34 protein-coding genes are annotated in these 26,322 nt (G+C 65.5%); 31 read left to right on the forward strand and 3 right to left on the reverse strand.

All coding sequences use genetic code 11. From position 1 onward, the window contains the following. Positions 1 to 26: 26 nt before the first annotated feature. Both QQ25_RS07650 and QQ25_RS07655 read left to right on the forward strand, forming a co-directional pair. Positions 27 to 1,640 (forward strand): carboxylesterase/lipase family protein, encoded by a 1,614-nt coding sequence (locus QQ25_RS07650; protein WP_039378595.1) that lies wholly within the window; start codon positions 27 to 29, stop codon positions 1,638 to 1,640. 5 nt (positions 1,641 to 1,645) lie between these two features. Continuing rightward, positions 1,646 to 1,999: a nuclear transport factor 2 family protein gene (locus QQ25_RS07655; protein WP_039318286.1), complete on the forward strand. Its 354-nt coding sequence runs from the start codon at positions 1,646 to 1,648 to the stop codon at positions 1,997 to 1,999. 65 nt (positions 2,000 to 2,064) lie between these two features. On the opposite strand, the gene QQ25_RS07660 is transcribed toward QQ25_RS07655, so the two are convergent. Beyond that, a complete protein-coding gene (locus tag QQ25_RS07660; protein ID WP_039378128.1) occupies positions 2,065 to 2,535 on the reverse strand; it encodes a hotdog fold domain-containing protein in 471 nt (156 codons plus the stop codon). 472 nt (positions 2,536 to 3,007) lie between these two features. Between QQ25_RS07660 and rpsJ the strand changes: the two genes are divergently transcribed. The 19 genes from rpsJ (at position 3,008) to QQ25_RS07755 (ending at position 18,794) form a co-directional block, all read left to right on the forward strand. Further along, complete coding sequence (gene rpsJ, locus QQ25_RS07665; RefSeq protein WP_003883485.1) at positions 3,008 to 3,313, forward strand: 30S ribosomal protein S10; 306 nt, start codon at positions 3,008 to 3,010, stop codon at positions 3,311 to 3,313. Positions 3,314 to 3,327: 14 nt separating this feature from the next. Then, positions 3,328 to 3,978 carry a 50S ribosomal protein L3 gene (rplC, locus tag QQ25_RS07670; protein WP_029106853.1) on the forward strand — a complete coding sequence of 217 codons (651 nt, stop codon included), beginning with the start codon at positions 3,328 to 3,330 and terminating at the stop codon, positions 3,976 to 3,978. After that, positions 3,978 to 4,634, forward strand: coding sequence for a 50S ribosomal protein L4 (rplD, locus tag QQ25_RS07675; protein ID WP_039315556.1), 657 nt, complete (start codon positions 3,978 to 3,980; stop codon positions 4,632 to 4,634). The genes rplC and rplD overlap by 1 nt, the downstream gene beginning before the upstream one ends. Then, positions 4,634 to 4,936, forward strand: coding sequence for a 50S ribosomal protein L23 (gene rplW, locus QQ25_RS07680; RefSeq protein WP_029106855.1), 303 nt, complete (start codon positions 4,634 to 4,636; stop codon positions 4,934 to 4,936). Before rplD ends, rplW begins: the two co-directional genes overlap by 1 nt. A 30-nt stretch (positions 4,937 to 4,966) precedes the next feature. Next, complete coding sequence (gene rplB, locus QQ25_RS07685) at positions 4,967 to 5,803, forward strand: 50S ribosomal protein L2 (protein ID WP_029106856.1); 837 nt, start codon at positions 4,967 to 4,969, stop codon at positions 5,801 to 5,803. Between the two features lie 21 nt (positions 5,804 to 5,824). Beyond that, positions 5,825 to 6,106, forward strand: a complete 282-nt coding sequence (gene rpsS, locus QQ25_RS07690) for a 30S ribosomal protein S19 (RefSeq protein WP_029106857.1) — start codon at positions 5,825 to 5,827, stop codon at positions 6,104 to 6,106. After that, a complete protein-coding gene (gene rplV / locus QQ25_RS07695) occupies positions 6,103 to 6,564 on the forward strand; it encodes a 50S ribosomal protein L22 (protein WP_039378129.1) in 462 nt (153 codons plus the stop codon). Before rpsS ends, rplV begins: the two co-directional genes overlap by 4 nt. Further along, on the forward strand, positions 6,564 to 7,397 hold the full coding sequence (gene rpsC / locus QQ25_RS07700; protein WP_039315563.1) for a 30S ribosomal protein S3: 834 nt from the start codon (positions 6,564 to 6,566) through the stop codon (positions 7,395 to 7,397). The genes rplV and rpsC overlap by 1 nt, the downstream gene beginning before the upstream one ends. Before the next feature lie 2 nt (positions 7,398 to 7,399). Then, complete coding sequence (gene rplP / locus QQ25_RS07705) at positions 7,400 to 7,816, forward strand: 50S ribosomal protein L16 (RefSeq protein ID WP_029106860.1); 417 nt, start codon at positions 7,400 to 7,402, stop codon at positions 7,814 to 7,816. Further along, positions 7,816 to 8,049 carry a 50S ribosomal protein L29 gene (rpmC, locus tag QQ25_RS07710; protein WP_029106861.1) on the forward strand — a complete coding sequence of 78 codons (234 nt, stop codon included), beginning with the start codon at positions 7,816 to 7,818 and terminating at the stop codon, positions 8,047 to 8,049. Before rplP ends, rpmC begins: the two co-directional genes overlap by 1 nt. Next, positions 8,049 to 8,345: a 30S ribosomal protein S17 gene (rpsQ, locus tag QQ25_RS07715; RefSeq protein WP_039315566.1), complete on the forward strand. Its 297-nt coding sequence runs from the start codon at positions 8,049 to 8,051 to the stop codon at positions 8,343 to 8,345. Before rpmC ends, rpsQ begins: the two co-directional genes overlap by 1 nt. Positions 8,346 to 8,644: 299 nt before the next feature. Further along, a complete protein-coding gene (locus tag QQ25_RS07720; protein WP_052235747.1) occupies positions 8,645 to 10,384 on the forward strand; it encodes a GMC oxidoreductase in 1,740 nt (579 codons plus the stop codon). A gap of 25 nt (positions 10,385 to 10,409) precedes the next feature. Then, positions 10,410 to 10,739, forward strand: coding sequence for a Rieske (2Fe-2S) protein (locus tag QQ25_RS07725; RefSeq protein WP_052235702.1), 330 nt, complete (start codon positions 10,410 to 10,412; stop codon positions 10,737 to 10,739). 173 nt (positions 10,740 to 10,912) lie between these two features. Beyond that, entirely contained in the window at positions 10,913 to 12,994 is a 2,082-nt protein-coding gene (locus QQ25_RS07730) for an alkyl/aryl-sulfatase (protein WP_234711868.1), read from the forward strand. Between the two features lie 75 nt (positions 12,995 to 13,069). Next, the gene (locus tag QQ25_RS07735) at positions 13,070 to 15,661 is read left to right on the forward strand and encodes a helix-turn-helix transcriptional regulator (protein WP_131546126.1); all 2,592 of its coding nucleotides are present in this window, start codon (positions 13,070 to 13,072) and stop codon (positions 15,659 to 15,661) included. 9 nt (positions 15,662 to 15,670) lie between these two features. Next, positions 15,671 to 16,195: an NUDIX hydrolase gene (locus QQ25_RS07740; RefSeq protein WP_101906236.1), complete on the forward strand. Its 525-nt coding sequence runs from the start codon at positions 15,671 to 15,673 to the stop codon at positions 16,193 to 16,195. A 56-nt stretch (positions 16,196 to 16,251) separates the two neighbouring features. Next, positions 16,252 to 17,676: an NAD(P)/FAD-dependent oxidoreductase gene (locus tag QQ25_RS07745; protein ID WP_039378131.1), complete on the forward strand. Its 1,425-nt coding sequence runs from the start codon at positions 16,252 to 16,254 to the stop codon at positions 17,674 to 17,676. Then, on the forward strand, positions 17,673 to 18,002 hold the full coding sequence (locus QQ25_RS07750; protein WP_039378132.1) for a cupin domain-containing protein: 330 nt from the start codon (positions 17,673 to 17,675) through the stop codon (positions 18,000 to 18,002). The genes QQ25_RS07745 and QQ25_RS07750 overlap by 4 nt, the downstream gene beginning before the upstream one ends. A 156-nt stretch (positions 18,003 to 18,158) precedes the next feature. Further along, positions 18,159 to 18,794, forward strand: coding sequence for a TetR/AcrR family transcriptional regulator (locus tag QQ25_RS07755; protein WP_234711869.1), 636 nt, complete (start codon positions 18,159 to 18,161; stop codon positions 18,792 to 18,794). Between the two features lie 26 nt (positions 18,795 to 18,820). Here the strand turns inward: QQ25_RS07755 and QQ25_RS07760 are convergent, their stop codons facing one another. Next, positions 18,821 to 19,369: a TetR/AcrR family transcriptional regulator gene (locus QQ25_RS07760; protein WP_039315578.1), complete on the reverse strand. Its 549-nt coding sequence runs from the start codon at positions 19,367 to 19,369 to the stop codon at positions 18,821 to 18,823. Positions 19,370 to 19,456: 87 nt separating this feature from the next. On the opposite strand from QQ25_RS07760, the gene QQ25_RS07765 reads away from it, so the two are divergent. Continuing rightward, a complete protein-coding gene (locus QQ25_RS07765) occupies positions 19,457 to 20,683 on the forward strand; it encodes an MFS transporter (protein WP_110812342.1) in 1,227 nt (408 codons plus the stop codon). 3 nt (positions 20,684 to 20,686) lie between these two features. Here QQ25_RS07765 and QQ25_RS07770 read toward each other — a convergent pair whose 3' ends face one another. Then, a complete protein-coding gene (locus QQ25_RS07770) occupies positions 20,687 to 21,397 on the reverse strand; it encodes a TetR/AcrR family transcriptional regulator (protein ID WP_039378134.1) in 711 nt (236 codons plus the stop codon). 54 nt (positions 21,398 to 21,451) lie between these two features. On the opposite strand from QQ25_RS07770, the gene QQ25_RS07775 reads away from it, so the two are divergent. From QQ25_RS07775 to rplR, 9 genes are all read left to right on the forward strand, one after another. Beyond that, entirely contained in the window at positions 21,452 to 22,147 is a 696-nt protein-coding gene (locus QQ25_RS07775) for a DUF2306 domain-containing protein (protein WP_052235703.1), read from the forward strand. Positions 22,148 to 22,231: 84 nt separating this feature from the next. Further along, entirely contained in the window at positions 22,232 to 23,134 is a 903-nt protein-coding gene (locus QQ25_RS07780) for a formylglycine-generating enzyme family protein (protein ID WP_039378135.1), read from the forward strand. Positions 23,135 to 23,387: 253 nt separating this feature from the next. After that, positions 23,388 to 23,756, forward strand: a complete 369-nt coding sequence (rplN, locus tag QQ25_RS07785) for a 50S ribosomal protein L14 (RefSeq protein ID WP_029106885.1) — start codon at positions 23,388 to 23,390, stop codon at positions 23,754 to 23,756. After that, on the forward strand, positions 23,757 to 24,074 hold the full coding sequence (rplX, locus tag QQ25_RS07790) for a 50S ribosomal protein L24 (protein ID WP_003883431.1): 318 nt from the start codon (positions 23,757 to 23,759) through the stop codon (positions 24,072 to 24,074). After that, the gene (gene rplE / locus QQ25_RS07795) at positions 24,074 to 24,637 is read left to right on the forward strand and encodes a 50S ribosomal protein L5 (RefSeq protein ID WP_029106886.1); all 564 of its coding nucleotides are present in this window, start codon (positions 24,074 to 24,076) and stop codon (positions 24,635 to 24,637) included. Before rplX ends, rplE begins: the two co-directional genes overlap by 1 nt. Positions 24,638 to 24,641: 4 nt before the next feature. Further along, the gene (locus QQ25_RS07800; RefSeq protein ID WP_003892855.1) at positions 24,642 to 24,827 is read left to right on the forward strand and encodes a type Z 30S ribosomal protein S14; all 186 of its coding nucleotides are present in this window, start codon (positions 24,642 to 24,644) and stop codon (positions 24,825 to 24,827) included. A 118-nt stretch (positions 24,828 to 24,945) separates the two neighbouring features. Beyond that, complete coding sequence (gene rpsH / locus QQ25_RS07805) at positions 24,946 to 25,344, forward strand: 30S ribosomal protein S8 (RefSeq protein ID WP_039315598.1); 399 nt, start codon at positions 24,946 to 24,948, stop codon at positions 25,342 to 25,344. A gap of 12 nt (positions 25,345 to 25,356) precedes the next feature. Continuing rightward, positions 25,357 to 25,896 carry a 50S ribosomal protein L6 gene (gene rplF / locus QQ25_RS07810; RefSeq protein WP_039315601.1) on the forward strand — a complete coding sequence of 180 codons (540 nt, stop codon included), beginning with the start codon at positions 25,357 to 25,359 and terminating at the stop codon, positions 25,894 to 25,896. Between the two features lie 2 nt (positions 25,897 to 25,898). Beyond that, complete coding sequence (gene rplR / locus QQ25_RS07815; protein ID WP_039315604.1) at positions 25,899 to 26,309, forward strand: 50S ribosomal protein L18; 411 nt, start codon at positions 25,899 to 25,901, stop codon at positions 26,307 to 26,309. Positions 26,310 to 26,322: the final 13 nt, after the last annotated feature.

Here is a 26,322-nt window from a genome sequence, read left to right on the forward strand (position 1 = left end):
TGGATCCGCCCCGTACGCTCGCAGCCATGCGGTCGGGGCGGCGGGCCATGGCGTTGCTGGCAGTGATGGCGATGCTGGTTGCGGGCTGTGCGAGTGGTGGCGGCGTGGCCCCGACACCGGTGCCACCCCAGGGGCATGTCCAGGGCACCGACCCGGCGCTTGTCCAGACCGCGTCCGGGATCCTGCGCGGCACAGTGGCATCCGACCATCGACTGTTCGCCGGCGTGCCGTATGCCGCTGCGCCGGTGGGCCCGAATCGGTTCGCCGCGCCGACCCCCGGTGCGGGGTGGCCGCGGGAGCGCGACGCCACGCGGGCCGGCCCGCGCTGTATCCAGGACCCGAGCGCCGATCCCGAACAGGGAGCCAACACCGCAGAGGACTGCCTGTCGCTGAACGTCTGGACGCCGCCGGTCGCAGATGAGAAGCGGCCCGTCATGGTGTGGATCCACGGCGGTGCGTTCGTGGGTGGCAGCAGTGGCATCTACGACGCGCGACGGCTGGCCGCGCGCGGCGGCATCATTGTGGTGACGATCAACTACCGGCTGGGGACCCTGGGCTTCCTCGCCCACCCGGCACTGGGAGCTGGCGGCGATATCGGAAACTACGGCCTGGCGGACCAGCAGGCGGCGCTGCGGTGGGTTCGAGACAACATCGCCGATTTCGGCGGCGATCCGCAAAAGGTCACTGTCGCCGGTGAATCCGCGGGTGGCATGTCGGTGTGCGACCACCTGGTCTCGCCTGGATCTGCAGGTTTGTTCCGTGCCGCGATCTTGATGAGCGCACCCTGCCAGGCGCAGGCGGACCTCACCGCCGCCACCGGCCGGTCGCTCGAATACGCGGCCGCTGCCGGCTGTCCGGATCCCGCGACCGCAGCCACCTGCCTGCGCGCCCTGCCGGTCGATGCACTGCGAAAACCGGTGTGGTACTTCAATATCGGCAGCGATGAGCTGACAGGTCCGATCACGGGCTCGGCATTGATACCCCAGGCGCCGTTGGCGGCATTCGGCTCAGGTGAGAGCGATCCGGTGCCGTTGCTGATCGGTACCACTCGCGACGAGTTCACTCTCTTCGTAGCGTTGCGCTATCTGCGGGCGGGGCAGCGTTACACACCGGGCGACTACCCGCGGTTGTTGTCCGAGACTTTCGGCGCCGATGCCGCGGCCGTGGCTGCGCACTATCCGATCGATCGATACGGCGGTGTCGCACAGGCATATTCGGCGGCCGTCACCGACGGCGACTTCGCCTGCGTCTCGGAACGGATCGCGGGTGACCTGTCCCACGCCGGGCCGGTCTACGCCTATGAGTTCAACGACCGCAACGCCCCGGCTCCGGAGGTGTTGCGCACGCTGCCGTTCCCGGTCGGCGCCAGCCACTCGCTGGAGCTCCGCTATCTGTTCGATGTCGGCGGGGCGCCACCGCTGAACCCGGCGCAGCAACGGCTCTCGGATCAGATGATCGACTACTGGAGCGCCTTCGTGCGCACCGGTGAGCCCACGGTCGACGGTGGACCGGCGTGGCCAAGCTTCGATCAGGCGGGCGACGGCGCCAGAATGTCGTTGCAGGCCGACGGCAGTCGCGTCGACAATGACTACGCCCACGTACATCAATGTTCGTTGTGGGCTGCGCTGAAGGAGAAGTGAACTCGATGGCGACACCGGACCCGCAGTCGTTCGCCGAGGAATGGGTGAGTGCGTGGAACGCGCACGACGTGGAGGCGGTGCTGGCTCATTTCCACGACGACGTGGTGTTCAGTTCACCTGTCGCCGCGCGGGTGCTGCCCGAGACCGGGGGTGTGGTGCGGGGCAAGGACGCCTTGCGCCATTACTGGACGACGGCGCTGGCAAGGTTTCCCGATCTGCATTTCGAGGTCGTCGGGACCTACCGCGGCGAATCGGCTCTGGTGATCCACTATCGCAATCAGCTCGGCGGGTTGGTCAACGAGGTGCTGCTGTTCGACGGTGCACTCGTGCGCGAAGGACACGGCACCTACCTGGACTAGTGCCGAGCGTGCCCTCAGATCGCGGTGTCAAGCGAAATCGCGATCCCAGCGCACGCTCGTGACTACTAGGCCGGCGTCACCCAGGTGGTGATGTCGGCGTGCACCACTTCCACACCGTGGCGGTCGGTGATGCTGACCGGCACCACGATGTCGGTGCCCTCGGTGATGGTGCCGAAATCGGGCGGCGTCAGTTCGGCCCGGGCCCGCAGCGACGTGGTGGCCTTCGCGAGGTACTGCACATTCATGGCCTTGGGGATCCAGCGGTGCGTCGTCGGCACGGTGGCCTCCATCAACATCCCCATCGCCATCTCGGCGGCATTGCACGACGCGATGGCGTGCACCGTGTGCAGATGGTTGTAGACGTAGAACCACTTGGGCACGGTCACCTCGGCCAGTCCGGGTTCCATGCGCCGCACGTGGGGGAGTATCGACGCGAAGTACGGCACCCGGGCCATCGCCGCCGCCGAGAACAGGCGGGTGCCCAGTGGCTTGCCGGACAACTGCTGCCAAGCGCGGTACGTGGGGGTGACGGTCACCGGGCCTACCTTACTCGAAAGTAAGATACGCATCCGCGCAGCGTTGGCGCACCCAGATTGAAGCCAGGGGCAAACCCGGGCTCGGATTTGTCCCTGAGTGCAATCTCGGCGACGATTGAGGCGGCGTGCGTGCACGCCCCCGGACCTGCTCGATCGTGGATTTGGAGGACGCCCAGATCTAGGGCATACTGTTCGGGTTGCCTTGAGCCGGGTATTTTCTGGCCGGGCATACGACCGGCGCCCCCACGGGCGCGTCCGGTCCCAACACCGATCTCGACGGATTTTTCACGGCGAGGACGTGTGCGTGAGGGCGACACACCCGACCGCGGGGGCCGGTGAACCACAGACAGGTAAACAGCGGCGGCAATTCTCGGCGTATCCGCGCCGGGGCACCAGGCCCGACGGGGTTTCGATGGTTTCCATCGGGGCTCCGATACGGCCGGCCGATGTACGAAGTAGAGGTAGGAGAAGCGTGGCGGGACAGAAGATCCGCATCAGGCTCAAGGCCTACGACCATGAGGCCATTGATGCCTCGGCGCGAAAGATCGTCGAGACGGTCACCCGTACCGGTGCCAGTGTGGTGGGCCCCGTGCCGCTGCCGACCGAGAAGAACGTGTATTGCGTCATTCGGTCGCCGCACAAGTACAAGGACTCGCGGGAGCATTTCGAAATGCGCACCCACAAGCGACTGATCGACATCCTCGACCCGACGCCGAAGACGGTTGACGCGCTCATGCGTATCGACCTGCCGGCCAGTGTCGACGTCAACATCCAGTAGGAGATCCAGAACAGATGGCAAGAAAAGGCATCCTGGGCACCAAGCTGGGCATGACGCAGGTGTTCGATGAGAACAACAAAGTCGTCCCGGTGACGGTCGTGAAGGCCGGCCCCAACGTGGTGACCCTTATCCGTACCCCCGAGCGCGACGGCTACAGCGCCGTGCAGCTCGCCTATGGCGAGATCAGCCCGCGCAAGGTCAACAAGCCCGTCACCGGGCAGTACGCCGCCGCGGGTGTCAACCCGCGCCGCCACCTGGCCGAGCTGCGGGTCGACGAGGCTGCGGCCGCCGAGTACGAGGTCGGCCAGGAGCTGACCGCCGAGATCTTCGCCGACGGTGCTTACGTCGACGTGACCGGCACCAGCAAGGGCAAGGGCTTCGCAGGCACCATGAAGCGTCACGGCTTCAAGGGCCAGGGCGCCGCCCACGGTGCGCAGGCCGTGCACCGTCGTCCCGGCTCCATCGGTGGCTGTGCCACCCCGGGCCGCGTGTTCAAGGGCACCCGGATGTCGGGCCGCATGGGCCACGACCGGGTGACCACGCAGAACCTCAAGGTTCACAAGGTCGATGCCGAGAACGGCGTGCTGTTGATCAAGGGAGCAATCCCCGGACGCAACGGTGGTCTGGTGGTTGTCCGCAGCGCAATCAAGCGAGGCGAGAAGTAATGACTTTGAAAATTGACGTTAAGACGCCGGCCGGTAAGACGGACGGTTCCGTCGAGCTGCCTGCCGCGCTGTTCGACGTCGAGCCCAACATCGCTCTGATGCACCAGGTCGTCAACGCACAGTTGGCCGCCAAGCGCCAGGGCACCCACTCGACGAAGACCCGCGGTGAGGTCTCCGGTGGCGGCAAGAAGCCGTACCGGCAGAAGGGCACCGGCCGGGCGCGTCAGGGCTCGACCCGCGCACCGCAGTTCACCGGCGGTGGCGTCGTGCACGGCCCGCAGCCGCGCGACTACAGCCAGCGGACCCCGAAGAAGATGATCGCCGCCGCCCTGCGCGGTGCGCTGTCGGACCGGGCCCGCAACGAGCGGATCCACGCGATCACCGAACTCGTCGAGGGCCAGACCCCGTCGACCAAGAGCGCCAAGGCGTTCCTGGCGAGCCTGACTGAGAACAAAAAGGTTCTCGTCGTCATCGGCCGCACAGATGAGGTCGGGCTCAAGAGCGTCCGCAACCTGCCCGGTGTGCACGTGGTCTCCCCGGACCAGCTCAACACCTACGACGTGCTCAACGCCGACGATCTGGTGTTCTCGGTTGAGGCCCTGAACGCGTACATCAGCGCGAGCACCAAGGACCAAAAAGAAGGAGCGTCGGTCTGATGGCAACGATTACAGACCCCCGCGACATCATCCTGGCCCCGGTCATCTCGGAGAAGTCGTACGGGCTGATCGAGGACAACGTGTACACGTTCATCGTGCACCCGGACTCCAACAAGACGCAGATCAAGATCGCCATCGAGAAGATCTTCGACGTCAAGGTGAGCTCGGTGAACACCGCCAACCGGCAGGGCAAGCGCAAGCGCACTCGCGCGGGCTTCGGCAAGCGCAAGGACACCAAGCGCGCCATCGTCACCCTGGCCGCCGGCAGCAAGCCGATCGAACTGTTCGGAGCCCCGGCCTGACCGGCCGGGAACTAAGAGGATTTAACTGATATGGGAATTCGCAAGTACAAGCCGACGACCCCGGGTCGTCGCGGTGCCAGCGTCTCCGATTTCGCCGAGATCACTCGTTCGACTCCGGAGAAATCGCTGATTCGCCCGCTGCACGGCAAGGGTGGTCGTAACGCCCACGGCCGGATCACCACCCGGCACAAGGGTGGCGGCCACAAGCGTGCCTACCGCGTCATCGACTTCCGTCGCCATGACAAGGACGGCGTGAACGCCAAGGTCGCGCACATCGAGTACGACCCCAACCGCACCGCGAACATCGCGCTGCTGCATTTCCTGGACGGCGAGAAGCGCTACATCATCGCGCCCCAGGGTCTGAAGCAGGGCGACGTCATCGAGCAGGGGCCGAACGCCGACATCAAGCCCGGCAACAACCTGCCGCTGCGCAACATCCCCGCCGGTACCGTGATCCACGCTGTGGAGCTGCGGCCCGGTGGTGGAGCCAAGCTGGCCCGCTCGGCCGGCGTGAGCATCCAGCTGCTGGGTAAGGAAGGCACCTACGCCTCCCTGCGTATGCCGTCCGGTGAGATCCGTCGCGTCGACGTGCGCTGCCGCGCCACCGTCGGCGAGGTGGGCAACGCCGAGCAGGCCAACATCAACTGGGGTAAAGCCGGCCGTATGCGGTGGAAGGGCAAGCGCCCGACCGTCCGTGGTGTCGTGATGAACCCGGTCGACCACCCGCACGGTGGTGGTGAAGGCAAGACTTCCGGTGGTCGCCATCCGGTCAGCCCGTGGGGCAAGCCGGAGGGCCGCACCCGCAAGCCCAACAAGCCGAGCGACAAGCTCATCGTCCGTCGCCGGCGCACCGGCAAGAAGCGCTAGGCCGCGGAAGGAGTAGCAGCGATGCCTCGTAGTCTCAAAAAGGGTCCGTTCGTCGACGACCATCTTCTCAAGAAGGTCGACGTTCAGAACGAGAAGAACAGCAAGCAGGTCATCAAGACCTGGTCGCGTCGGTCCACCATTCTCCCCGACTTCATTGGGCACACGTTTGCGGTGCATGACGGCCGCAAGCACGTCCCGGTGTTCGTCACCGAGGCGATGGTCGGGCACAAGCTCGGCGAATTCGCCCCGACGCGCACCTTCAAGGGTCACATCAAGGACGACCGGAAGAGCAAGCGGCGATGAGTACCACAGTCACTGAATACCCGTCGGCGACGGCGTCGGCGCGCTTCGTGCGCGTCTCGGCCAGCAAGGCCCGCCGCGTCATCGATCTGGTCCGCGGCAAGAGCGTCGAGGAAGCCCTCGACATCTTGCGGTGGGCGCCGCAGGGCGCAAGCGAGCCGGTTGCCAAGGTGATCGCCAGCGCTGCCGCCAATGCGCAGAACAACGAAGGCCTGGACCCGACCACTCTCGTGGTGGCCACGATCCACGCCGACGAAGGCCCGACCGCCAAGCGCATCCGTCCGCGTGCCCAGGGGCGTGCGTTCCGGATTCGCAAGCGCACCAGCCACATCACGGTGATCGTCGAGAGCCGGCCGCCCAAACAGAAGGGTGCGTCCGCCGGATCGGCACGGTCGCGCCGTGCTCAGGGCAGTAAGGCCGCCACGAAGAAGTCTGCCGAGACGAAGGGAGGCTCGGAGTAGTGGGCCAGAAGATCAATCCCCATGGCTTCCGGCTCGGTATCACCACCGAGTGGAAGTCCCGGTGGTACGCCGACAAGCAGTACAAGGACTACGTGAAGGAAGACGTCGCCATCCGGCGTCTGCTGGCCACTGGTCTGGAGCGCGCCGGTATCGCCGACGTGGAGATCGAGCGCACCCGCGATCGGGTTCGCGTTGACATCCACACCGCGCGTCCCGGCATCGTCATCGGCCGCCGCGGCACCGAGGCCGACCGTATCCGCGCCGACCTGGAGAAGCTGACCGGCAAGCAGGTTCAGCTCAACATCCTCGAGGTGAAGAACCCTGAGTCGCAGGCTCAGCTCGTCGCCCAGGGTGTTGCCGAGCAGCTGAGCAACCGTGTGGCGTTCCGCCGCGCGATGCGCAAGGCGATCCAGTCGGCCATGCGTCAGCCCAACGTCAAGGGCATCCGGGTGCAGTGCTCGGGTCGCCTCGGCGGTGCTGAGATGAGCCGCTCGGAGTTCTACCGCGAAGGTCGGGTTCCGCTGCACACGCTGCGCGCGGACATCGACTACGGCCTCTACGAGGCCAAGACCACCTTCGGCCGGATCGGCGTGAAGGTGTGGATCTACAAGGGCGACATCGTCGGTGGCAAGCGTGAGCTCACCGCCGCAGCGCCGGCCAGTGACCGGCCGCGTCGTGAGCGTCCGTCGGGTACCCGGCCGCGTCGTAGCGGTGCTTCGGGCACCACGGCGACGAGCACCGAGGCCGGCCGCGCAGCGACCGGTGACGATGCTTCGTCCGCAACCGAGGCCGCGGCTGCCAGCGCACCCGCAGCTGAGAGCACGGAGAGCTAATCATGCTGATTCCCCGCAAGGTCAAGCACCGCAAGCAGCACCACCCCCGGCAGCGCGGCATCGCCAGTGGTGGCACGCAGGTCAGCTTCGGTGATTACGGCATCCAGGCCCTCGGCCACGCCTACATCACCAACCGGCAGATCGAGTCCGCTCGTATCGCCATCAACCGGCACATCAAGCGTGGCGGCAAGGTCTGGATCAACATCTTCCCGGACCGCCCGCTGACCAAGAAGCCCGCCGAGACCCGCATGGGTTCCGGTAAGGGTTCGCCGGAGTGGTGGGTCGCCAACGTCAAGCCGGGTCGCATTCTGTTCGAGATCAGCTACCCCGACGAGAAGATCGCCAAGGAAGCGCTGACTCGCGCAATCCACAAGCTGCCGATCAAGGCACGCATCGTGAGTCGAGAGGAGCAGTTCTGATGGCAGTGGGAACTACGCCTGGTGAACTGCGCGAACTGTCCGACACCGAGTTGAAGGACAAGCTCCGCGAGTCGAAGGAAGAGCTGTTCAACCTGCGCTTCCAGATGGCGACCGGTCAGCTGGCCAACAACCGTCGGCTGCGCGTCGTGCGCCAGGAGATTGCACGGGTGTACACCGTGCTGCGTGAACGTGAGTTGGGTCTGGCTTCCGGGCCCGGTGGTGAGGATTCGTAATGGCAGAAACTAAGGGCCCCAGGCACACGCCGGCCACCGAGACGCAGCGCGGCCGTCGCAAGACCGCCATCGGTTACGTGGTCAGCGACAAGATGCAGAAGACCATCGTGGTCGAGCTGGAAGATCGTAAGAGCCACCCGCTCTACGGCAAGATCATCCGGACCACCAAGAAGGTCAAGGCGCACGACGAGAACGGTGATGCCGGTATCGGCGACCGCGTCTCGCTGATGGAGACCCGACCGCTGTCGGCCTCCAAGCGCTGGCGCCTGGTCGAGGTGCTGGAGAAGGCGAAGTAGCGAAAGCTGCACTTCTCCGCTCTGCGCGAGCAGACGACAAAGTGCCCCAAACCTTCGGGTTTGGGGCACTTTTGCTTTCAGCCCCCGGCAGAACACATCGAGTCGCGCGACAGAAAGCAGCTGACGATCATCGGCATTGCGGTGGGCGACTCACCCATTTTGGGTGAATTACTGCTGTTGTGAACGCAATTGGCACTCCCGATGGATGTGTTCAATTCCCGGTTGCTGCGTTAATTTCGTACTACGGTCGAATTCGTTCGCGCACGGTTCCCAGCACAGCCCGCCAGGCGAAGGTGAACATGAACGAATCAGGCACCCATTACGACGTGATCGTCATCGGCTCCGGATTCGGCGGCAGCGTCGCCGCAATGCGCGCCGCCGAGAAGGGCTACCGCGTTGCGGTGATGGAGTCCGGCAAACGCTGGCCCGACGACATGATTCCCAAGACCAGCTGGAATGTCCGTAAGTTCTTGTGGCAGCCAGAGTTCGAGATGTTCGGTGTCCAACGGATCGAGCTTCTCGACGACGTGCTGATCCTGTCCGGCGCGGGGGTCGGCGGCGGCTCACACGTCTACGCCAACACGCTGTATGTGCCGCCACGACGATTCTTCGATTCCCCGGAGTGGGCCGGGATCACCGATTGGGCCGACGAACTGGCGCCCTACATCGACCAGGCCCGGCGCATGCTGGGCGTGGTCAGAGTGCCGTACATGCCCACCGACGTCGACCGCCACATGCGGCAGGTGGCCGACGACATGGGAATCGGACACACGTTCAACCGGGCGCCGGTCGGAGTGTATTTCGGTACTCCCGACGAGGAAGCCGAGGACCCCTACTTCGGCGGGGTCGGGCCACGTCGCCGCGGCTGCGTCAACTGCGGCGACTGCATGATCGGCTGCGGACGCAACGCGAAGAACAAGTTGACGGTCAACTACTTGTACCTGGCCGAGAAACTCGGTGCTGTCGTCCACGAACTGCACGAGGTCTACGAGGTCGACAAGCTTTTTGGCGGCGGCTTCGAAGTGCACACCCGCCATCCCGGGTGGGCTCATCGGGCGGCTCGAATGGACCATCGGAGGTACACCGCAGACCAGGTGATCGTGGCGGCGCACGCGTACGGAACGGCCAAGCTGCTGCTGCGCATGCAGCACGAAGGCAAGCTGCCCGGCATGTCGGATCAGCTCGGCCGGCGTGCTCGCACCAACTCCGAGCAGCTTCTCAGCGTCAACCGTCCATACCGCGATTGGAAGCGTGATCCAGAGAGATTGCAGATCACCCCCGGCGCGGTGTCGATCACCTCGGGTGTCTGGCCCGATGAGATGACAAGCATCGAACCGGTGTACTACGGCGTCGGTAGCAACTTCATGGCATTGCTGTTCGGCTATCACCAACGGGGAAATCAGAAACATCCGACTTTGAACACGCTGAAGGAACTCTTCACCAATCCCGGCAACGTCCTGGGTGGTGCCGACCCGAGACATTGGTCTGAGCGGATGGCGGTGCTGCTCTGTATGCAGGCCGACGACACCTCCATCGACTTGTACTGGAAGAACGGTATGTTGCGCAGTCGCAAAGGCAGCGTGAAGTCACCGCCTGTACACATCCCAGTGGTCGAGGAATATGCCGATCGCCTCGCCGAGAAGATGGGCTGTGACCAGTACGCGTTGATGTTCGAAACTCTGAATCGAACAGCGTCGGCGCACTTCATCGGCGGCATGCCGATCGGCGGTACTCCTGAGCACGGCGCTGTCGATCCGTACCAGCGTGTGTTCGGCCAGCCGGGCCTGCACATCCTGGACGGCAGCGTGATGCCGTCCAATCCGGGGGTCAACCCGTCGCTGACCATCACCGCTATGGCAGAGCGAGCAATGTCGTTCTGGCCCAACAAGGGTGACGAAGATTCGCGCCCACCCCTGGGGTCGGGCTACGAACGCATGTCCGCGATCCTGCCGCACCGCCCACTGGTTCCCGCGGGTGCGCCCGGCGAACTTCGCCTCGACGCCCGGCACCAGGACGTCATTCCCGACTACCCGTACTGAACGCCGCGAACCTGTGAGGCCCGCTATGACGACACCCGATACGCCGACGGTGCACCACCTCGACTCTGCGGACCGGTTGGCGGACGGTTCTGTCAACCCGTATTACCTGGAAGACCGCAAGTGGCGGGTATCGGTGGCGCGTGTCGGTGGGAAGCTCTTCGCATTCGACGATCTGTGCACTCATGAGGCGTGTCCGTTGTCAGCGGGAATACTCACCGGAACCACCATCCTGTGCCAGTGCCATGGATGTCGTTATGACATCACCACCGGAGCTGTGCTCAACGGGCCCGCTATCCGCCCTCTCACGGTCTATCCGGTCAGTGAAGCAAACGGCGTGATCACCATTTCCTATTGAGCTGTCCAGCTTTTCGCATACTCGGCGGCCGTGGCGGAGGTGACACCCCTTTGCTTGCTGGTTGATTCGATTTCCCGGCAACGGGCCGGTAGCGATGCTGTTTGTGCGCCTATTCAGGTCGCCAGCTGCGATTTGCCCGCGAATGCGTTGACGCGGCGGCATAATTCAATGGCATGGATTCCAATTCGAAGTCGTATCCAGCAGATAAGCCTCACGAATTGCGTGCCCAACTGCCGCGGCGCAGGATGCTGGGCGGGTTGGCGGTAGCCGGCGTCGCTACGACACTTGTCGCTGCGTGCAACGACAAAACCGGTGGTTCGTCGTCCGGTGGCGGGGGAGATGTCAGCACGGACAACACGGTCAAGGGCGCCACCGAGGCGACCAAGGCCGCCAACCAGAAGCTGCTCGACACCTTGCCGTTCAATGACAAGGCCGACTTCGAGGATGCCAAACGTGGGCTTCTGGAGCGTCCGGAGACTCTGACGATCAAGGATGACAACGGCAACGTCGTCTGGGACCTCGAGGAATACAAGAAGTACATCGCCGAGGACAAGGCCGCGCCGGACACCGTCAATCCCAGCCTGTGGCGCAATGCGCAGCTGAACATGCAATACGGCTTGTTCGAGGTGGTGCCCGACCGCATCTATCAGGTGCGGGGCTACGACCTGTCGAACCTCACCCTGGTCAGGGGAGACACGGGCTGGATCATCGTCGACACCATGGTCTCGCCTCAAACTGCCAAGGCCGCATTGGATCTGGCGAACGGAAAACTGGGCGCCCGGCCGATTCACGCGGTGGTGATCAGCCATTCGCACACCGACCACTACGGCGGTATCCGCGGCATCGTGAACCAGGCGGATGTCGACTCCGGCAAGGTCAAGGTCATCACCCCCGAGGGTTTCGTCGACCACGCGGTGAGCGAGAACGTGATCGCCGGCAACGCGATGTCACGCCGTGCGGTCTACATGTTCGGTGCGCAACTGCCGCGCAACGCCCAAGGTGGCGTGAATGCCGGCCTGGGACAGACCATTTCGAACGGCGTGCCCACCCTCATCATTCCGACCGACGTGATCAGGACCACCGGCACCAAGATGACGGTCGATGGCGTGGATATGGAGTTCCAGTTGACTCCGGGCACCGAGGCGCCATCGGAGATGAACACCTTCTTCCCACAGTTCAAGGCCCTGTGGATGGCTGAGAACACGGTCAACACGATGCACAACCTGCTGACCCTGCGAGGTGCACAGGTCCGTGATCCGCTGAAATGGTCGCAGTTCCTCGACGAGACGATCCGGCTGTACGGACCGAATACCGAGGTCAAGTTCCAGAGCCACCACTGGCCGATGTGGGGCAACGAGAAGGTCATCGACTACTTCAAGCGCGTGCGTGACATGTACAAGTACATCCATGACCAGTCCGTGCGCATGATGAACACCGGCTTGGTCGGTTCGGAGATCGCGGAAGAGATCGCGTTGCCGCCCGAACTGAACAACTTCTGGCCCGATCGGGGCTACTACGGCACGCTGAAACACAATTCGCGTGCGGTCTATCAGCGCTACATGGGCTGGTACGACGGCAACCCTTCCGACTTGGACGATCTGCCGCCGGCAGACGCGGCCAAGAAGTACGTCGAGTACATGGGCGGCGAAGGCGCGGTTCTGGACAAGGCGAAGAAGGATTTCGACGCCGGTAACTATCGCTGGACCGCGATGGTGCTCAAGCAGGTGGTGTTCGCCAACCCGGACAACACCGACGCCAAGAACTTGCTCGCCGACAGCTACGAGCAACTCGGCTATCAGGCTGAGTCCGGACCGTGGCGCTCGGTCTACCTCCAGGGTGCCTACGAATTGCGCAACGGCGTTCCGGATGTCGCGGCGACCAACTCGGCGAGTCCGGACACCATCAAGGCGATGCCGCCGGAGCTGCTGTTCGACTACCTGGCGGTGCGGCTCAACGGTCCGAAGGCCGCCGGCAAGAACATCACCATGAACGTCAACTTCGGCGACCTGAAGAAGCAATACGGGCTGACCGTCGAGAATGCGGTGCTCAACTATGCGCCGGCGCCGGTGCCGAATGCCAACGTCACCGTCACCCTGGACAAGGCGACGCTCGACGACATCCAGCTGGGCAACGTCAAGCTGCAGGACGCGATCTCGCAGAACAAGGTGACCATCGACGGAAACCGCGGGTCGTTCGACGAGTTCATGGGCCTGCTCGACAACTTCCCGTTCTGGTTCAACATCGTCACGCCGTAACTGGGACAATCAGGTGCTGCCCGGTACCCACCGGGCAGCACATCATGCCCGGCACAGTGATCGTCAGGAACCAGCGTGCAGCCCACCCGAACGTCGTCGATGCAGCCGGTGCCGTGGTTTCTGGCCACCACGCCGGCGTCGGGCCCCGGGATGTTGTCGCGCCGGGCCATCGGCCACAGCCTCGATGGGCACATCGCCGGGCGGCGCGCGGTGCTCATCGCTGCTCCTTCGGGCTTCGGTAAGACCGTCGCCGTCGCGCAGTGGGTGGCCGAGCGCCAACGTGACGAGCCCGGATCGACGGCGTGGCTGACGCTGACCGAACGGGTCACCGACCGCAGCGATGTGCTGCGCGGCATGTTGACCGCACTGCGCAACAGCGCGGGTGATGCTGCGGACGGGTGGTTTGGCCGGGCACTGTCAGGGGCGTTCGACTCCGCGTCCTACGACGCGGCAGTGACCGCGCTCATGGCCATCGATCGGCAGCGGAACCTGACCATCGTGATCGACGATTTTCAGTTCGCCCGGTCGGTGTGGGGCGACGGCGACGTCGTGGAGTTGGTCGAGAATGGACCGCAGTGGTTGCGATTCGTCCTGATCACGACCGACCCCGTGAGCCCTGCCTGGGCACGGCTACGGGTTCACGACAAGGTTGCCGTCATCGGTTCGGCCGAATTGGCCTTCAGCCGCGACGACGTGACGGCATTGGTCGCCGCAACCGGCACCCCACCTCAAGGTGAGGACATCGACCGCATCATGACGGCCACCGGCGGGTGGCCCGGTGCGGTTCGGCTGATGCTGGTCGGCGGCGCCGGAGTCCCGGCGTTCTCCGCCGATGTCGACCTCACCGATTACATCGGCACCGCGGTATTGGCCCGGATGCGGCCCGACCTGGCCGAATTCGCGCTCAAGGCCACCGTGTGTCCACGACTGGACGAACGATTGGCGCGCCTGCTCACAAACCGTCCGGACAGTGGTGACCTACTCAACGAGTGCGCTGCCGCTGGCCTGTTCCTCGAACGTATCGGTACCGGGGAAAGCGCGGTCTTCCAATGGCATTCGATGTTCGTGAAGAACTGCCAAGTTCTGCTGAGGCGCAGATCTCCCGAGGAGTGGAAGCGGCTCAACCGATTGGCTGGAGTCGAACTGGCGCAGCGGTACCCGCTGGAGGCCGTCGAGCATTCGATCCGGGCAGAGGACCGCTTCGGGTACGACATCGTCGCCGACCGCTGGCTTGAGTTGCTGTTGCAATCACGTTCGGCCGCACTCGATCTGGCGTGCCTGCGGCTCACCGAGGCCTTCGGTGAGCACCCGGAGACCCTGATGATCCGGTCCAGTTGCCGTGCCATGGCAGGCGACGATGTCACGGCATCACTGCTTTTCGACCGGGCCGCGGCCATGTCGTCATCCGCGGCGGCGCCGGGGCGATTGGACTTCATCGCCGATGTCACGCGACTTCTGATCTCTGATGACCGCGAGTTGATGGACCGCGCCGCCGACCGCGTCGAGGCCGCGCTGATCAAACGTGACGTGGTGACACCGCGCGTCTACGCGTGCGCGCTGTTCATTCTCGGCTGGGCGGATTCGCGATTACGCCGAAGTTCGACACGAGGGTCGGCGTTCTTGGAGGCGGCGGTGAACGAGTGCGCGGCCCTGGGGCTGGGCGAGGTGGCTCACCGGGCCAGGCAGAGCCTGGCTTTCGCGCTGGCTCACGCGGGTCAGATCGGCCGCGCGCAGCAGGCACTGGAACTCGTGGTGGTGTCCGACGAATCCGCTCCCGAGCTGTGGCTCTCCCACGACGGCGACGGCATCGAGCGATTCACGGCCGGCTGGATCCGCTTCTGGCATGGCGAGATTGCCTCGGCTGTCGGCGATTTGACTGCGGCGAGCGCTGCCGTGGGTGTCGGCTACCCTGATACGGCACGGATGTTCCTGGCCTTCAGTGCGGCAACCCTGCGGGACGATGCTGTGCTCGCCACCGCCGAAGCCACCGTATCCCGTATGCCCGACGCGGATACCCACGGAGTGCCGTGGGTCAGCTACAAGACGGCGAGTCGGGCCCGCCTGGCCGAGGCACGTGGGGATCGTCAGCTCGCCCTGGACCTGGCCGCGAGCGTGGTCGGGGCCCAGCATGTTCCGATGGTGTCGGCGGTCCTGGCTGGGATGTGCCGCCGGCTGGGCGCGCCAGAGTTGGCCGACCGCCTGGCCAACCAGGCGCTGGAGCCGCAGGTGCCCGGGTACATCGCGGCCTATGCGCTGTACACGCTGGCAGCGCTGGCGTGGGAACACAGACATCCTGAGCAGGCGCACAAGCGGATGGAAGAGATGTTGACCCACGCCCACTCCGAGCGGGTGCGCTACCAGTTCGTCGACAATCCCGATCCCGTCTGCCGGGAGTTGTTGGCCGCGCATCTGTCGTGCACGTCGTACCCGGACTTCGTCGAGGAGGCGTTGTTGGCCGGCGAACACGGCCGAGTCGTTCCGCATGCCGCCGACCTGACGCGGCGGGAACGCGAGATTCTGGCCTTCCTGCGGACGGCGAAGACAATGCAGGAGATCGCCGACAAGCTCTCCATTTCGGTGAACACGCTCAAGACCCACCAGCGGTCGATCTACCGGAAGGTCGGTGCGGCGAACCGCCGTGAGGCCATCAAGAACGCGGGCCGGTAGCGTGACGAGGTGATCGACGAGCTGGTCGCGGTGTATGACGCCGGCGGCAATGTGGTTGGCGCGGCGCCACGTTCACGTGTTTACGCGGACGGTCTGTGGCATGCGAGTGCGGGCGTGCTGGTGCGTTCAGTGGATGGGGCGCGCGTCTACGTCCACCGGCGCACCATGACCAAGGCGGTGTTCGCCGGCATGCACGATTGCCTGGCCGGCGGGGTGATCGACCCGGGGGAGACACCGGTGCAGGCCGCGACCCGGGAACTGGCCGAGGAACTCGGCATCAGCGGCCCACCGTTGACGGCGCTGGCCTCGGTGGCCTGGGACGGGCAGTGGGCGGGAAAGCCCATGCGCTGCCACTTGTATGCGTACGAGGTGCGCTGGGACGGACCGATCCGCCATCAACCCGAAGAGATCGTGGACGGCTGGTGGTGGACCGACGAGGAACTGGCTGCCCACCTGTCCGACCCGGACTGGCCGTTCGTGCCCGATACCCGGGTGCTGGTTCCGCAGCTTCTGCGCTTACGTCAACACCCTTGAGGTAGTGCGGGCGATCCTTCTTACTGGGTGGTACATCACCGTCCAGGAAGATAACCGTGCAAACCGTTTTCGAACGCAACGTCCCTGCAACCAGCCTCATCGACCACGCGTTGGCCGCCACCGCGCTTCAGCCCTTCTGGCTCGACGACGTTCCCGGTCAATCCTCCTATCCGGCGCTGCCCCAGCCGTTCGCGCACTACGACCTCGTCGTGGTCGGCGGCGGGTACGCCGGGCTGTGGTCTGCGTTGCTGGCAAAGCAACGGGAGCCGGGTATCCGCGTCGCCCTGCTCGAGGGGCAGACGATCGGGTGGGCGGCGTCAGGACGCAACGGCGGGTTCGTCGACGCTTCCCTCACTCACGGCGCCGAGAACGGTCTGAGCCGTTGGCCCGATGAGATGGAGGTCCTCGACCGGCTGGGGTTGGAGAACCTCGACGGCATCGAGAAGACCGTGGAATCGCTCGGTCTCGATTGTGACTTCGAGCGAACCGGCTCGATCGCGGTGGCGGTCGAGCCCTACCAGGCTGCCGAGCTGGCCGGCGCCGCGCTGCGGCCGGATCAGGTCTACTTCGACCAGCACGCCATCGCCTCCGAGGTACGGTCACCCACATTCCTGGCCGGGGTGTGGTCGAAGGACACTGCGGCGCTGGTCCACCCCGCCAAACTCGCGAGTGAACTGGCCCGTGCCGCAGGTGAACTCGGTGTGGAGATCTACGAGAACAGCAAGGTGCTCGCTGTCGGTCAGGACCGTCGGGGTGGGCCGCTGTCAGTGCGCACCGAGCGCGTGTCCGTGCAGGCCGACCGAGTGATCCTGGCGACCAACGGTTTTCCGTCACTGCTGAAGCGCTACCGGTACCACACGGTGCCGGTCTACGACTACGCCTTGATGACCGAGCCGCTGACCGAATCCCAGCTGGCCGACATCGGGTGGACCAACCGGCAAGGCATCAGCGACATGTCGAACCAGTTCCATTACTACCGGTTGTCGAAGGACAACCGGATCCTGTGGGGCGGGTACGACGCGATCTATCACTTCGGTGGCCGCATCCGGCCCCGGTACGAGGATCGCGACGCCACCTACCGGCGGCTCGCCGGCCACTTCTTCACGACGTTCCCGCAGCTCGAGGACGTCAGGTTCACTCACCGCTGGGCCGGTGTGATCGACACGTCGACGCGGTTCTGCGCGTTCTTCGGGTCCGCCTACGGCGATCGCGTCGGATATGCCGCCGGGTTCACCGGCCTTGGTGTGGCTGCCACGCGATTCGCGGCCGAGGTCATGCTCGACCGTTTCGCCGGTACGCCGACAGTTCGCACCGAACTCGGCATGGTCAAGTCCATCCCGGCGCCGTTCCCGCCAGAACCGTTGGCCTCGGCCGGGATTCAGGCGACCCGGTGGTCACTCGACCGCGCCGATCATCGTGGGGGCCGGCGCAATCTGCTGTTGAAGACGCTGGACTCCGTGGGCTTGGGGTTCGACTCATGAGCATCTGCGTCGACGCCGCGAGCCTGGTACTCGACCACGCACCACTTCCCGGTGAGTTGGTGGCGGCCGGGGCTCCGACGACGGGCCAGCGGGACCTGGCCTCATTGTCAGATCTGACGATCGGAGTCTGGGAACATACGCCCGGCATATCCCGCGACGTTGAAACCGACGAGGTTTTCGTCGTACTCAGCGGGGATGCGAGCGTGGCGTTCGATGACGGTACGCCGACGATCGAACTTCGTCCGGGCAGCCTCGTCCGGCTGTCCGCCGGGCAACGCACCACGTGGACCGTGCGGGACACACTGAGGAAAATCTTCATCGCCTGAGCATTGTCGTGCGCCCTGATGCGGCAACCCGCAGAATGGGGCGACGTGTTGACGTAAGCGAGGGCAGTGCGGATGGGCCGAACCTTGAAGTCTCAGTCGCCACGGCGGCGCCGGCGGCAGACGAACCAGGGCGTCCTCCTGTCCGAGCAGCTCATCGTGGAGACGGCCCTGCGGGTGTTGCAGTACCACGGTGCGGCAGGCCTGACCGTGCGGCGCCTCGGCGCTGCGCTCGGTGCTGACCCGACCGCCCTGTACCGCTACTTCCACGGCATCGAAGATGTCGTGTTGGCCGTGACGGACGAACTGCTGCGGCGGGTGGTCGAGGGCTGGGAACCAACGGGCCGGTGGCGTGACGACATGCGCGAGTTCGGGCTGCGTCTGCATCGGGTCTACGTCGCGCACCCGCAGGCCGGCGTGCTCGCCGCGAGCCGGGTGACCGGTGGTGCCAACGAGATCCACATCATCGAAACGGTTCTGGGACTTCTTCATTCGGCCGGCTTTCCGGAGCGCGAGGCGGTGGAGGTCTATCACGCATTCATCGACCAGATGCTGGGGTTCGCGGCGCTGGATGCAGCCTTCGAAGCCCTGCCTGCCGAACATCAGAAGCGCGACGAGGACACGTGGCGCGACACCTACGCCCGGTTGCCCGCCGACACGCATCCGAACATCGCCGCCACCAGTCGGCTACTCGGTGAGTCGATGAGGCGAAGTGCGTGTGAATCGGCGCTCGATCTCCTGCTCGACGGCGTGGCGGCGAGGCTGGACGCCTGTTCGTCCGGGTCGCGTGGCTGAATCAGCACGACAACACGGCCAGGCGCTCAATCGCTCGATGCGTCAGAGGTGGCGGTGATCCGATCGATCACGGCCAACAACCCGTCGTCATCGTCAGTCTTCACCAGGTGACCGCCCAGAGCGCGGTGCAGAGCGCTGTAGTAGAGGCCGTCCCCGATCAGCTTCACAGCGCGGGCCACGTCGAGGTCGCCGAGTGCATCGTGCAGAACGGTCAGCCAGTCGGCTGATACCGATTCGATGACCGTCCGCGCATGGGTGTCGCCCGCCTGCTGCAACCGGGAAACCGCCACCAGGGCCCGATCGAGCGGGGTCTCCGCGTAGTTCGATGTCCGGATGTAGTACCGGGCAGGCCCCTCAGGTGCGGCGCGCATGGCCTCCACATCTGCGGCCGCCAGGTTCAGCAGGCGCTCGCACAATGCGTCGGCCAGGCGATCCTTTGACGGAAAGTGGTAAAGGAGCCCGCCTTTCGACACTCCCGCCTTTGCCGCCACGGCATCCAGGGTGGCGTAGCGCTCGCCTTCGACTGCCAGCAGAGCCTCATAGGCGTCGAGGATGCGGTCCCGCGACGATGCCATCACCAGAGCTTACGACACAGGCCAGTTACTGTACCGTCTGGACGGTATAGTGCTGTCGGGCACTCGTTGAAGCGGAGGAGGGGGCCGATGATCCGGGCGTATCGCGATCTGATCCGGACTCCCGGCGTGCTGAATGTGACTGCCTCCCAGTTGTTCGCCCGGTTACCACTGGGGATGCTCAACCTGGCGATCCTCCTGCACGTCCAGTCCAACAGCGGGTCCTACACACTTGCGGGCGCCGCGGTGGCGTGCGTCAGCATCGGTGAAGCCCTCGCGATGCCCGTGACCGCCAGGCTCGCCGGACGTGCGATGTCCGCAACACTGGTGCTCGCCGCCCTGGCGAACGGGGCTGCCATGATCGCTCTTGCTTTCGCCGGCGCTTCTCCGGTCCTGCTCTTGGTGCTCGGCATCGTGATCGGCGCCTCGGTGCCGCCGCTGATGCCGGTGGTGCGGGCGCTGTACCCACAGATGGTGCCCCGCGACGGGGTCCGCGTGTTGTTCGCACTGGATACCACTGCGCAAGAACTGATCTGGGTGATCGGCCCGGTCGCCACCACGTTTCTGGCGGCAGCGCTGTCGACGGCCATCCCGCTGCTGGCATCGGCGGCCGTCACGGTCTGCGGGACCGGATGGTTTCTCCTCAGCGCCAAGCATCTTCGGCCACATCAGGCCGCGAGCCCAGCGGCGTTCGGTCGGGTGGTGGCGAACCGCACGGTGATTCTGGCCATGGTGGCCAGCCTCGCGCTGGTCGCCTCGTTCATGGCACTCGAAGTCGGGATCGTCGCCGCGCTCGGCCGCACCGGTGTAACCGCCGGCGTGGCAATCGCGGTGGCGAGTGTCGGATCGCTCGTCGGGGGTCTGACGTTCGGACATCGGCGCCTTGGCCTGGCCGGCCTCGTGGGCTCGCTGTCGATGGTGGCGATCGGCACGGTCATCTTCGGGATCGTCGACAGCCTCGCACTGCAGTTCTCGGCACTGTTCGCGTCGGGCCTGGGCTTCGCCCCCGCCATGTCCGCCCTGTACCTCATGGTCTCGAGGGAGATCGCTGATGACTCGGCCACCGAGGCGTTCGGCTGGCTCAACAGTGCCGCCCTGGGTGGAGGCGCGATTGGTACCGCCCTCGCCGGCGTTGCCACCGATGGGCACGGCGCTTCCGGGGCCATTGTCGTATCGGCTGCGCTCGCGGCGCTCGCGGCATTCAGTCCGCTCGCGGCCCGGGTGGGCGGCCCGCTGCGGGGCCTGACCGACGCGCCGAACCCGGCAGCCGACATCAACGATGACGCGCCCGCGCCGGCGCTCCAATGTGAGGCCTGAGGTTCAGCCCGCCTTGGTCGCGATGGTCGCGATGCCCTCGAGCAGTTGATCCAGGCCGGAATGGAAATCGGCCACCGGGCCGTCTTCGGGTTGATCGAATGCGCCTGCGTCGATCGCGGCCGCCAGTGCGGGGAACCGCGACGGGGTCACCAAGCGGCGCAGCAGGGCCGGGTACTCACTGTCGTCAGCGCCGCGGTTCTCGACGGCCAATGCCGCCGAGCCTCGCGTGAAGATCAGCACGGCGATGACCGCGGTGAGCTTCTCGCGCTCGGCCATGGCGGTGGCGGACAGGGTGGCCAGGCCGGCGTCGAGCCAGGCCAGCTGGCCGGGATCGGCGGGCAGGCCCGCTGACGCGGCCTGCAGGATCCACGGATGGCGGTGGTAGACGCCCCACAGCTCGTGCGCCCAATTCTTCAGTGCGCCACGCCAATCCGTGCCATCTGGCAGTGGAGGAGGTGAGCCCGGTCCGGTCGCGAGCATGAACGTCACCAGCTCGTCTTTGTTGGCCACGTGCCGGTACAGCGACATCGTGCCGCACCCGAGCCGCTCGGCCAACCGTGCCATCGACAGGGCGGCGAGCCCGTCGGTGTCGGCGAGCTCGACGGCGGCCGCGACGATCGCCTGCCTGGTCAGCCCGCGCGACCGGCCCGGCGCCGGATCCGGTTGCCAGAGCAGGCGCAGCGCGCGGGGGAGCGGGGAATCGGGGCTGGTCATCAGTGTTCAGGGTAATCAGTGACATTCGAAAGCGTATGCCATACCCTTCTGCGTATGGCATACGCATCGAAGCGCTCCAACCGCTTGGCCGTGGTGCTCGCGGTCATCGTGACGGCGTTTCTCGCCTATTCGTTACCGCCGTACCTGACCGGCGGTACCCGGGTGCCCTCCACGTTCGGGCCGCACTATCCGCTGCTGGTCGCGCATGTGCTCTTCGCGAGCGTGGCGACGGTGTGCGCCGTCGTGCAGATCTGGCCAGGCCTGCGGCGTCGACATCCGGTGCTGCACCGGCGCACCGGACGCGGCTACGTCGCGACGGCGATTCCGGCGGCCATCTGCGCCGTGGTGATCGGGGCGGCGACCCCGTTCGGCCCGATACTGAGGGTCAGTAACCTGGTCCTCGGGGCGCTATGGCTCTGGTTCACGGTCGATGGCTTCCTGGCGGCGCGACAGCGCAGGTTCGGTGCACACCGGCGCCAGATGCTGCGCAGTGCGACGCTGGCGCTGTCGATCATCACCAACAGAATCTGGACCCCGGTGCTGTACCTGAGTTTGCAGCCGTTGCGCGACAGCGTCTTCGGCGGGAACGAGGAACGGTATGTCTGGATGGTCGCGGGCGTCGGCGGCTGGTTGGGCTGGACCATCCCGCTCCTGCTGTTGCAGCTGTGGATGCGTCGCCGGCACGGAATGCGCGGTTCGCGAACAGGTTTCGACGAACGGGACGCTGCCGTTGCGTTCGCCAGGAACTGACTGGCAAGGGGGCCGTTCGGTGAACGTGATGGTGCCGGAGTGCGGCAGGAGCGACACCGCAGACGCGCGACTAGTCTCGATTTCGTGTTCACCGAACTGATCGAGCTGCCCGGCGGGACCTTCCGGATGGGTTCGACGGCGTTCTATCCCGAAGAGGCGCCGGCGCACACCGCGACCGTCGCCGCGTTCGGCATCGAGAAGCACCCCGTCACCACCGCCCAGTTCGGCGCGTTCGTGGAGGACACCGGATACGTCACGATTGCCGAGCGACCGATGGACCCGGCGCTGTATCCCGGGGTCGCCGAGGCTGATCTGGTGCCCGGTGCCCTGGTGTTCACACCCACCAGCGGCCCTGTGGACCTGCGGGACTGGCGTCAGTGGTGGGACTGGGTGCCCGGCGCCAATTGGCGTCGGCCCTTCGGACCCGATCGGGATCCGGCCGCGGCCGACCATCCCGTCGTACAAGTGGCCTACCCCGACGCCGCGGCCTACGCGGCGTGGGCTGGTCGCCGGTTGCCCACCGAAGCCGAATGGGAGTACGCGGCCGCCGGGGGAGTCGAGGGCATCTACGCCTGGGGCGATGAGGTCACGCCGGGCGGAGCGCTCATGGCCAACACCTGGCAGGGCCGGTTCCCCTACCGCAACGACGGCGCGCTCGGCTGGCGCGGCACGTCTCCGGTCGGAGCTTTCCCGGCGAACGCGTTCGGCCTGTCGGACATGATCGGCAACGTGTGGGAGTGGACCACCACGCGGTTCAGCGGGCAGCACCGCCCGGAGGCCGACGCGCCGGCATGTTGCCCGCCTTCCGGGGCCGCGCGGCCGGCGACATCGGAGTCGGCCGCCGACCCCACCGTGAACCAGGTGCTCAAGGGTGGTTCGCACCTGTGTGCGCCCGAGTACTGTCACCGGTACCGTCCGGCGGCACGGTCGCCACAGTCGCAGGACAGCGCGACCACTCACATCGGATTTCGCTGCGCTCTAGGCTGAGGCCCCGAACCCGCCGCACCGAGGGTGCGCACTGACCGCATTCCACGGCTCTGACGCGATCTCATCGCACGCTCGCGGACAAACGGGCGACGATTTGGCGCATTCGCCGTGCTCACCTAGTATGTAGGGGTTGCCTTGGGCAGACCTCGGTTGACTGCTGTTCTGAGTCAACCCCGCGTGCCCTTCGGAAACAAAGACCGCGCACGTCCAGGTCGGTATCTGGCGTGCATACAAAACCAGGTCAGGAGATCGAGTGATTCAGCAGGAATCGCGGTTGAAGGTCGCCGACAACACGGGCGCCAAGGAGATCTTGTGCATCCGCGTGCTCGGCGGCTCATCGCGACGCTACGCCGGCATCGGCGACATCATTGTCGCGACCGTCAAGGACGCCATCCCGGGCGGCAACGTCAAGCGCGGCGATGTCGTGAAGGCCGTTGTGGTTCGCACCGTCAAGGAGCGTCGCCGCGCCGACGGCAGCTACATCAAGTTCGACGAGAACGCCGCCGTCATCATCAAGGCCGACAACGACCCCCGCGGGACCCGCATCTTCGGGCCGGTCGGTCGCGAACTGCGCGAGAAGAAGTTCATGAAGATCGTCTCGCTGGCCCCGGAGGTTTTGTAAATGAAGGTCCACAAGGGCGACACCGTGCTGGTGGTGTCAGGCAAGGACAAGGGTGCGAAGGGCAAGGTCATCGAGGCCTACCCGACCCGCGACAAGGTCCTGGTCGAGGGCGTCAACCGGATCAAGAAGCACACCGCGCAGTCGCAGAACGAGCGCGGCGCGTCGTCGGGCGGCATCGTGACCCAGGAGGCCGCGATCCACGTGTCCAACGTGATGGTCGTCGACTCCGACGGCAAGCCGACCCGCGTGGGTTACCGCGTCGATGAGGAGACCGGCAAGAAGGTCCGCATCGCCAAGACCAATGGCAAGGACATCTGATGACTGCACCAGAGAAGGTTCAGCCCCGGCTGAAGCAGCGCTACCGCGAAGAGATCCGTGAGTCGCTGCAGAAGCAGTTCGAGTTCGACAACGTCATGCAGATCCCCGGCGTGGTCAAGGTTGTCGTCAACATGGGCGTCGGCGACGCGGCCCGTGACGCCAAGCTCATCAACGGCGCGGTTGCCGACCTGGCGCTGATCACCGGTCAGAAGCCCGAGATCCGCAAGGCCCGCAAGTCCATCGCACAGTTCAAGCTGCGTGAGGGGATGCCCATCGGTGCCCGCGTGACCCTGCGCGGCGACCGGATGTGGGAGTTCCTCGACCGGCTGATCTCCATCGCGCTGCCCCGTATCCGCGACTTCCGCGGCCTGAACGCCAAGCAGTTCGACGGCACCGGCAACTACACCTTCGGCCTCAACGAGCAGTCGATGTTCCACGAGATCGACGTGGACTCCATCGACCGCCCCCGCGGCATGGACATCACTGTGGTCACCTCGGCGACCAACGACGACGAAGGCCGTGCGCTGCTGAAGGCGCTGGGCTTCCCCTTCAAGGAGAACTGAGCACATGGCAAAGAAGGCGCTGGTCCACAAGGCCAACAAGAAGCCCAAGTTCGCGGTTCGCGCTTACACGCGGTGCAACAAGTGCGGTCGCCCGCACTCGGTTTACCGCAAGTTCGGGCTGTGCCGTATCTGCCTGCGCGAGATGGCGCACGCGGGTGAACTGCCCGGCGTGCAGAAGTCCAGCTGGTAGGTCCCCCGCCGGGCTCCAGAAGACCCAGCGCGCGAGCGCAGCAGACCACAGACCAATCCAAACAGGTTGCGGAAGGCCCTGAAGAGGGAACCGCCGCGAGGAAGGTGAGCCGGTTGTCATGACGATGACTGACCCGATCGCAGACTTTTTGACACGTCTGCGCAACGCCAATTCGGCGTATCACGATGAGGTGACTCTGCCCCACTCGAAGATCAAGGCGAACATCGCCGAGATCCTCAAGAAAGAGGGCTACATCAACGACTACCGCACCGAGGATGCTCGCGTCGGCAAGTCCCTGGTGGTCTCGCTCAAGTACGGCCCCAGCCGTGAGCGCAGCATCGCCGGCCTGCGCCGGGTGTCCAAGCCCGGCCTGCGGGTCTACGCAAAATCCACCAATCTGCCTCGGGTGCTCGGCGGCCTGGGCGTGGCGATCATCTCCACGTCCTCTGGCCTGCTCACCGACCGCCAGGCATCACGACAAGGCGTGGGCGGCGAAGTCCTCGCTTACGTCTGGTAGGGGGAGAACAACATGTCGCGTATTGGAAAGCAGCCGGTCCCGGTTCCCGCCGGGGTCGATGTGACGATCGACGGCCGCAATGTCTCGGTCAAGGGCCCCAAGGGCACCCTGGTCCTGGACATCGCCGAGCCGATCACCGTCGAGCGCAACGACGACGGCGCCATCGTGGTCAGCCGTCCCGATGACGAGCGGCGCAGCCGCTCCCTGCACGGTCTGTCCCGGACCCTGGTGGCCAACCTGGTCACCGGTGTCACCGAGGGCTACACCCGCAAGATGGAGATCTTCGGCGTCGGCTACCGCGTTCAGCTCAAGGGTTCCAACCTGGAGTTCGCACTCGGTTACAGCCACCCCGTGGTGATCGAGGCGCCCGAGGGCATCACGTTCGCCGTCGAGACGCCCACCAAGTTCTCGATCACAGGTATCGACAAGCAGAAGGTCGGTCAGATCTCCGCGGTCATCCGCCGCCTGCGCCGCCCCGACCCGTACAAGGGCAAGGGCGTGCGTTACGAGGGTGAGCAGATCCGCCGCAAGGTCGGAAAGACAGGTAAGTAACCATGGCTAGCAAAACAGAAGCCACGGCAGCGCAGCGTAAGCCGGTGGGGCAGAACATCTCCGAGACCCGTCGTAACTCCCGGCTGCGTCGGCACGCCCGGTTGCGCAAGAAGGTCTCCGGCACCGCCCAGACCCCGCGTCTGGTGGTGAACCGCTCGGCACGCCACATCCACGTCCAGCTCGTCGACGACCTGGAAGGCGTCACTCTGGCGGCTGCCTCGTCGATCGAGGCCGACGTGCGTGCCGTCGAGGGCGACAAGAAGGCGCACAGTGTTCGGGTCGGTCAGCTGATCGCCGAGCGCGCCAAGGCCGCTGGTGTCGACACCGTCGTGTTCGACCGTGGTGGCTACACCTATGGCGGCCGGATCGCCGCGCTGGCGGATGCCGCGCGCGAGGGCGGGCTGAAATTCTGATGACTGTCAACGA

The organism is Mycolicibacterium setense (assembly GCF_000805385.1).
Taxonomy (GTDB): domain Bacteria; phylum Actinomycetota; class Actinomycetes; order Mycobacteriales; family Mycobacteriaceae; genus Mycobacterium; species Mycobacterium setense.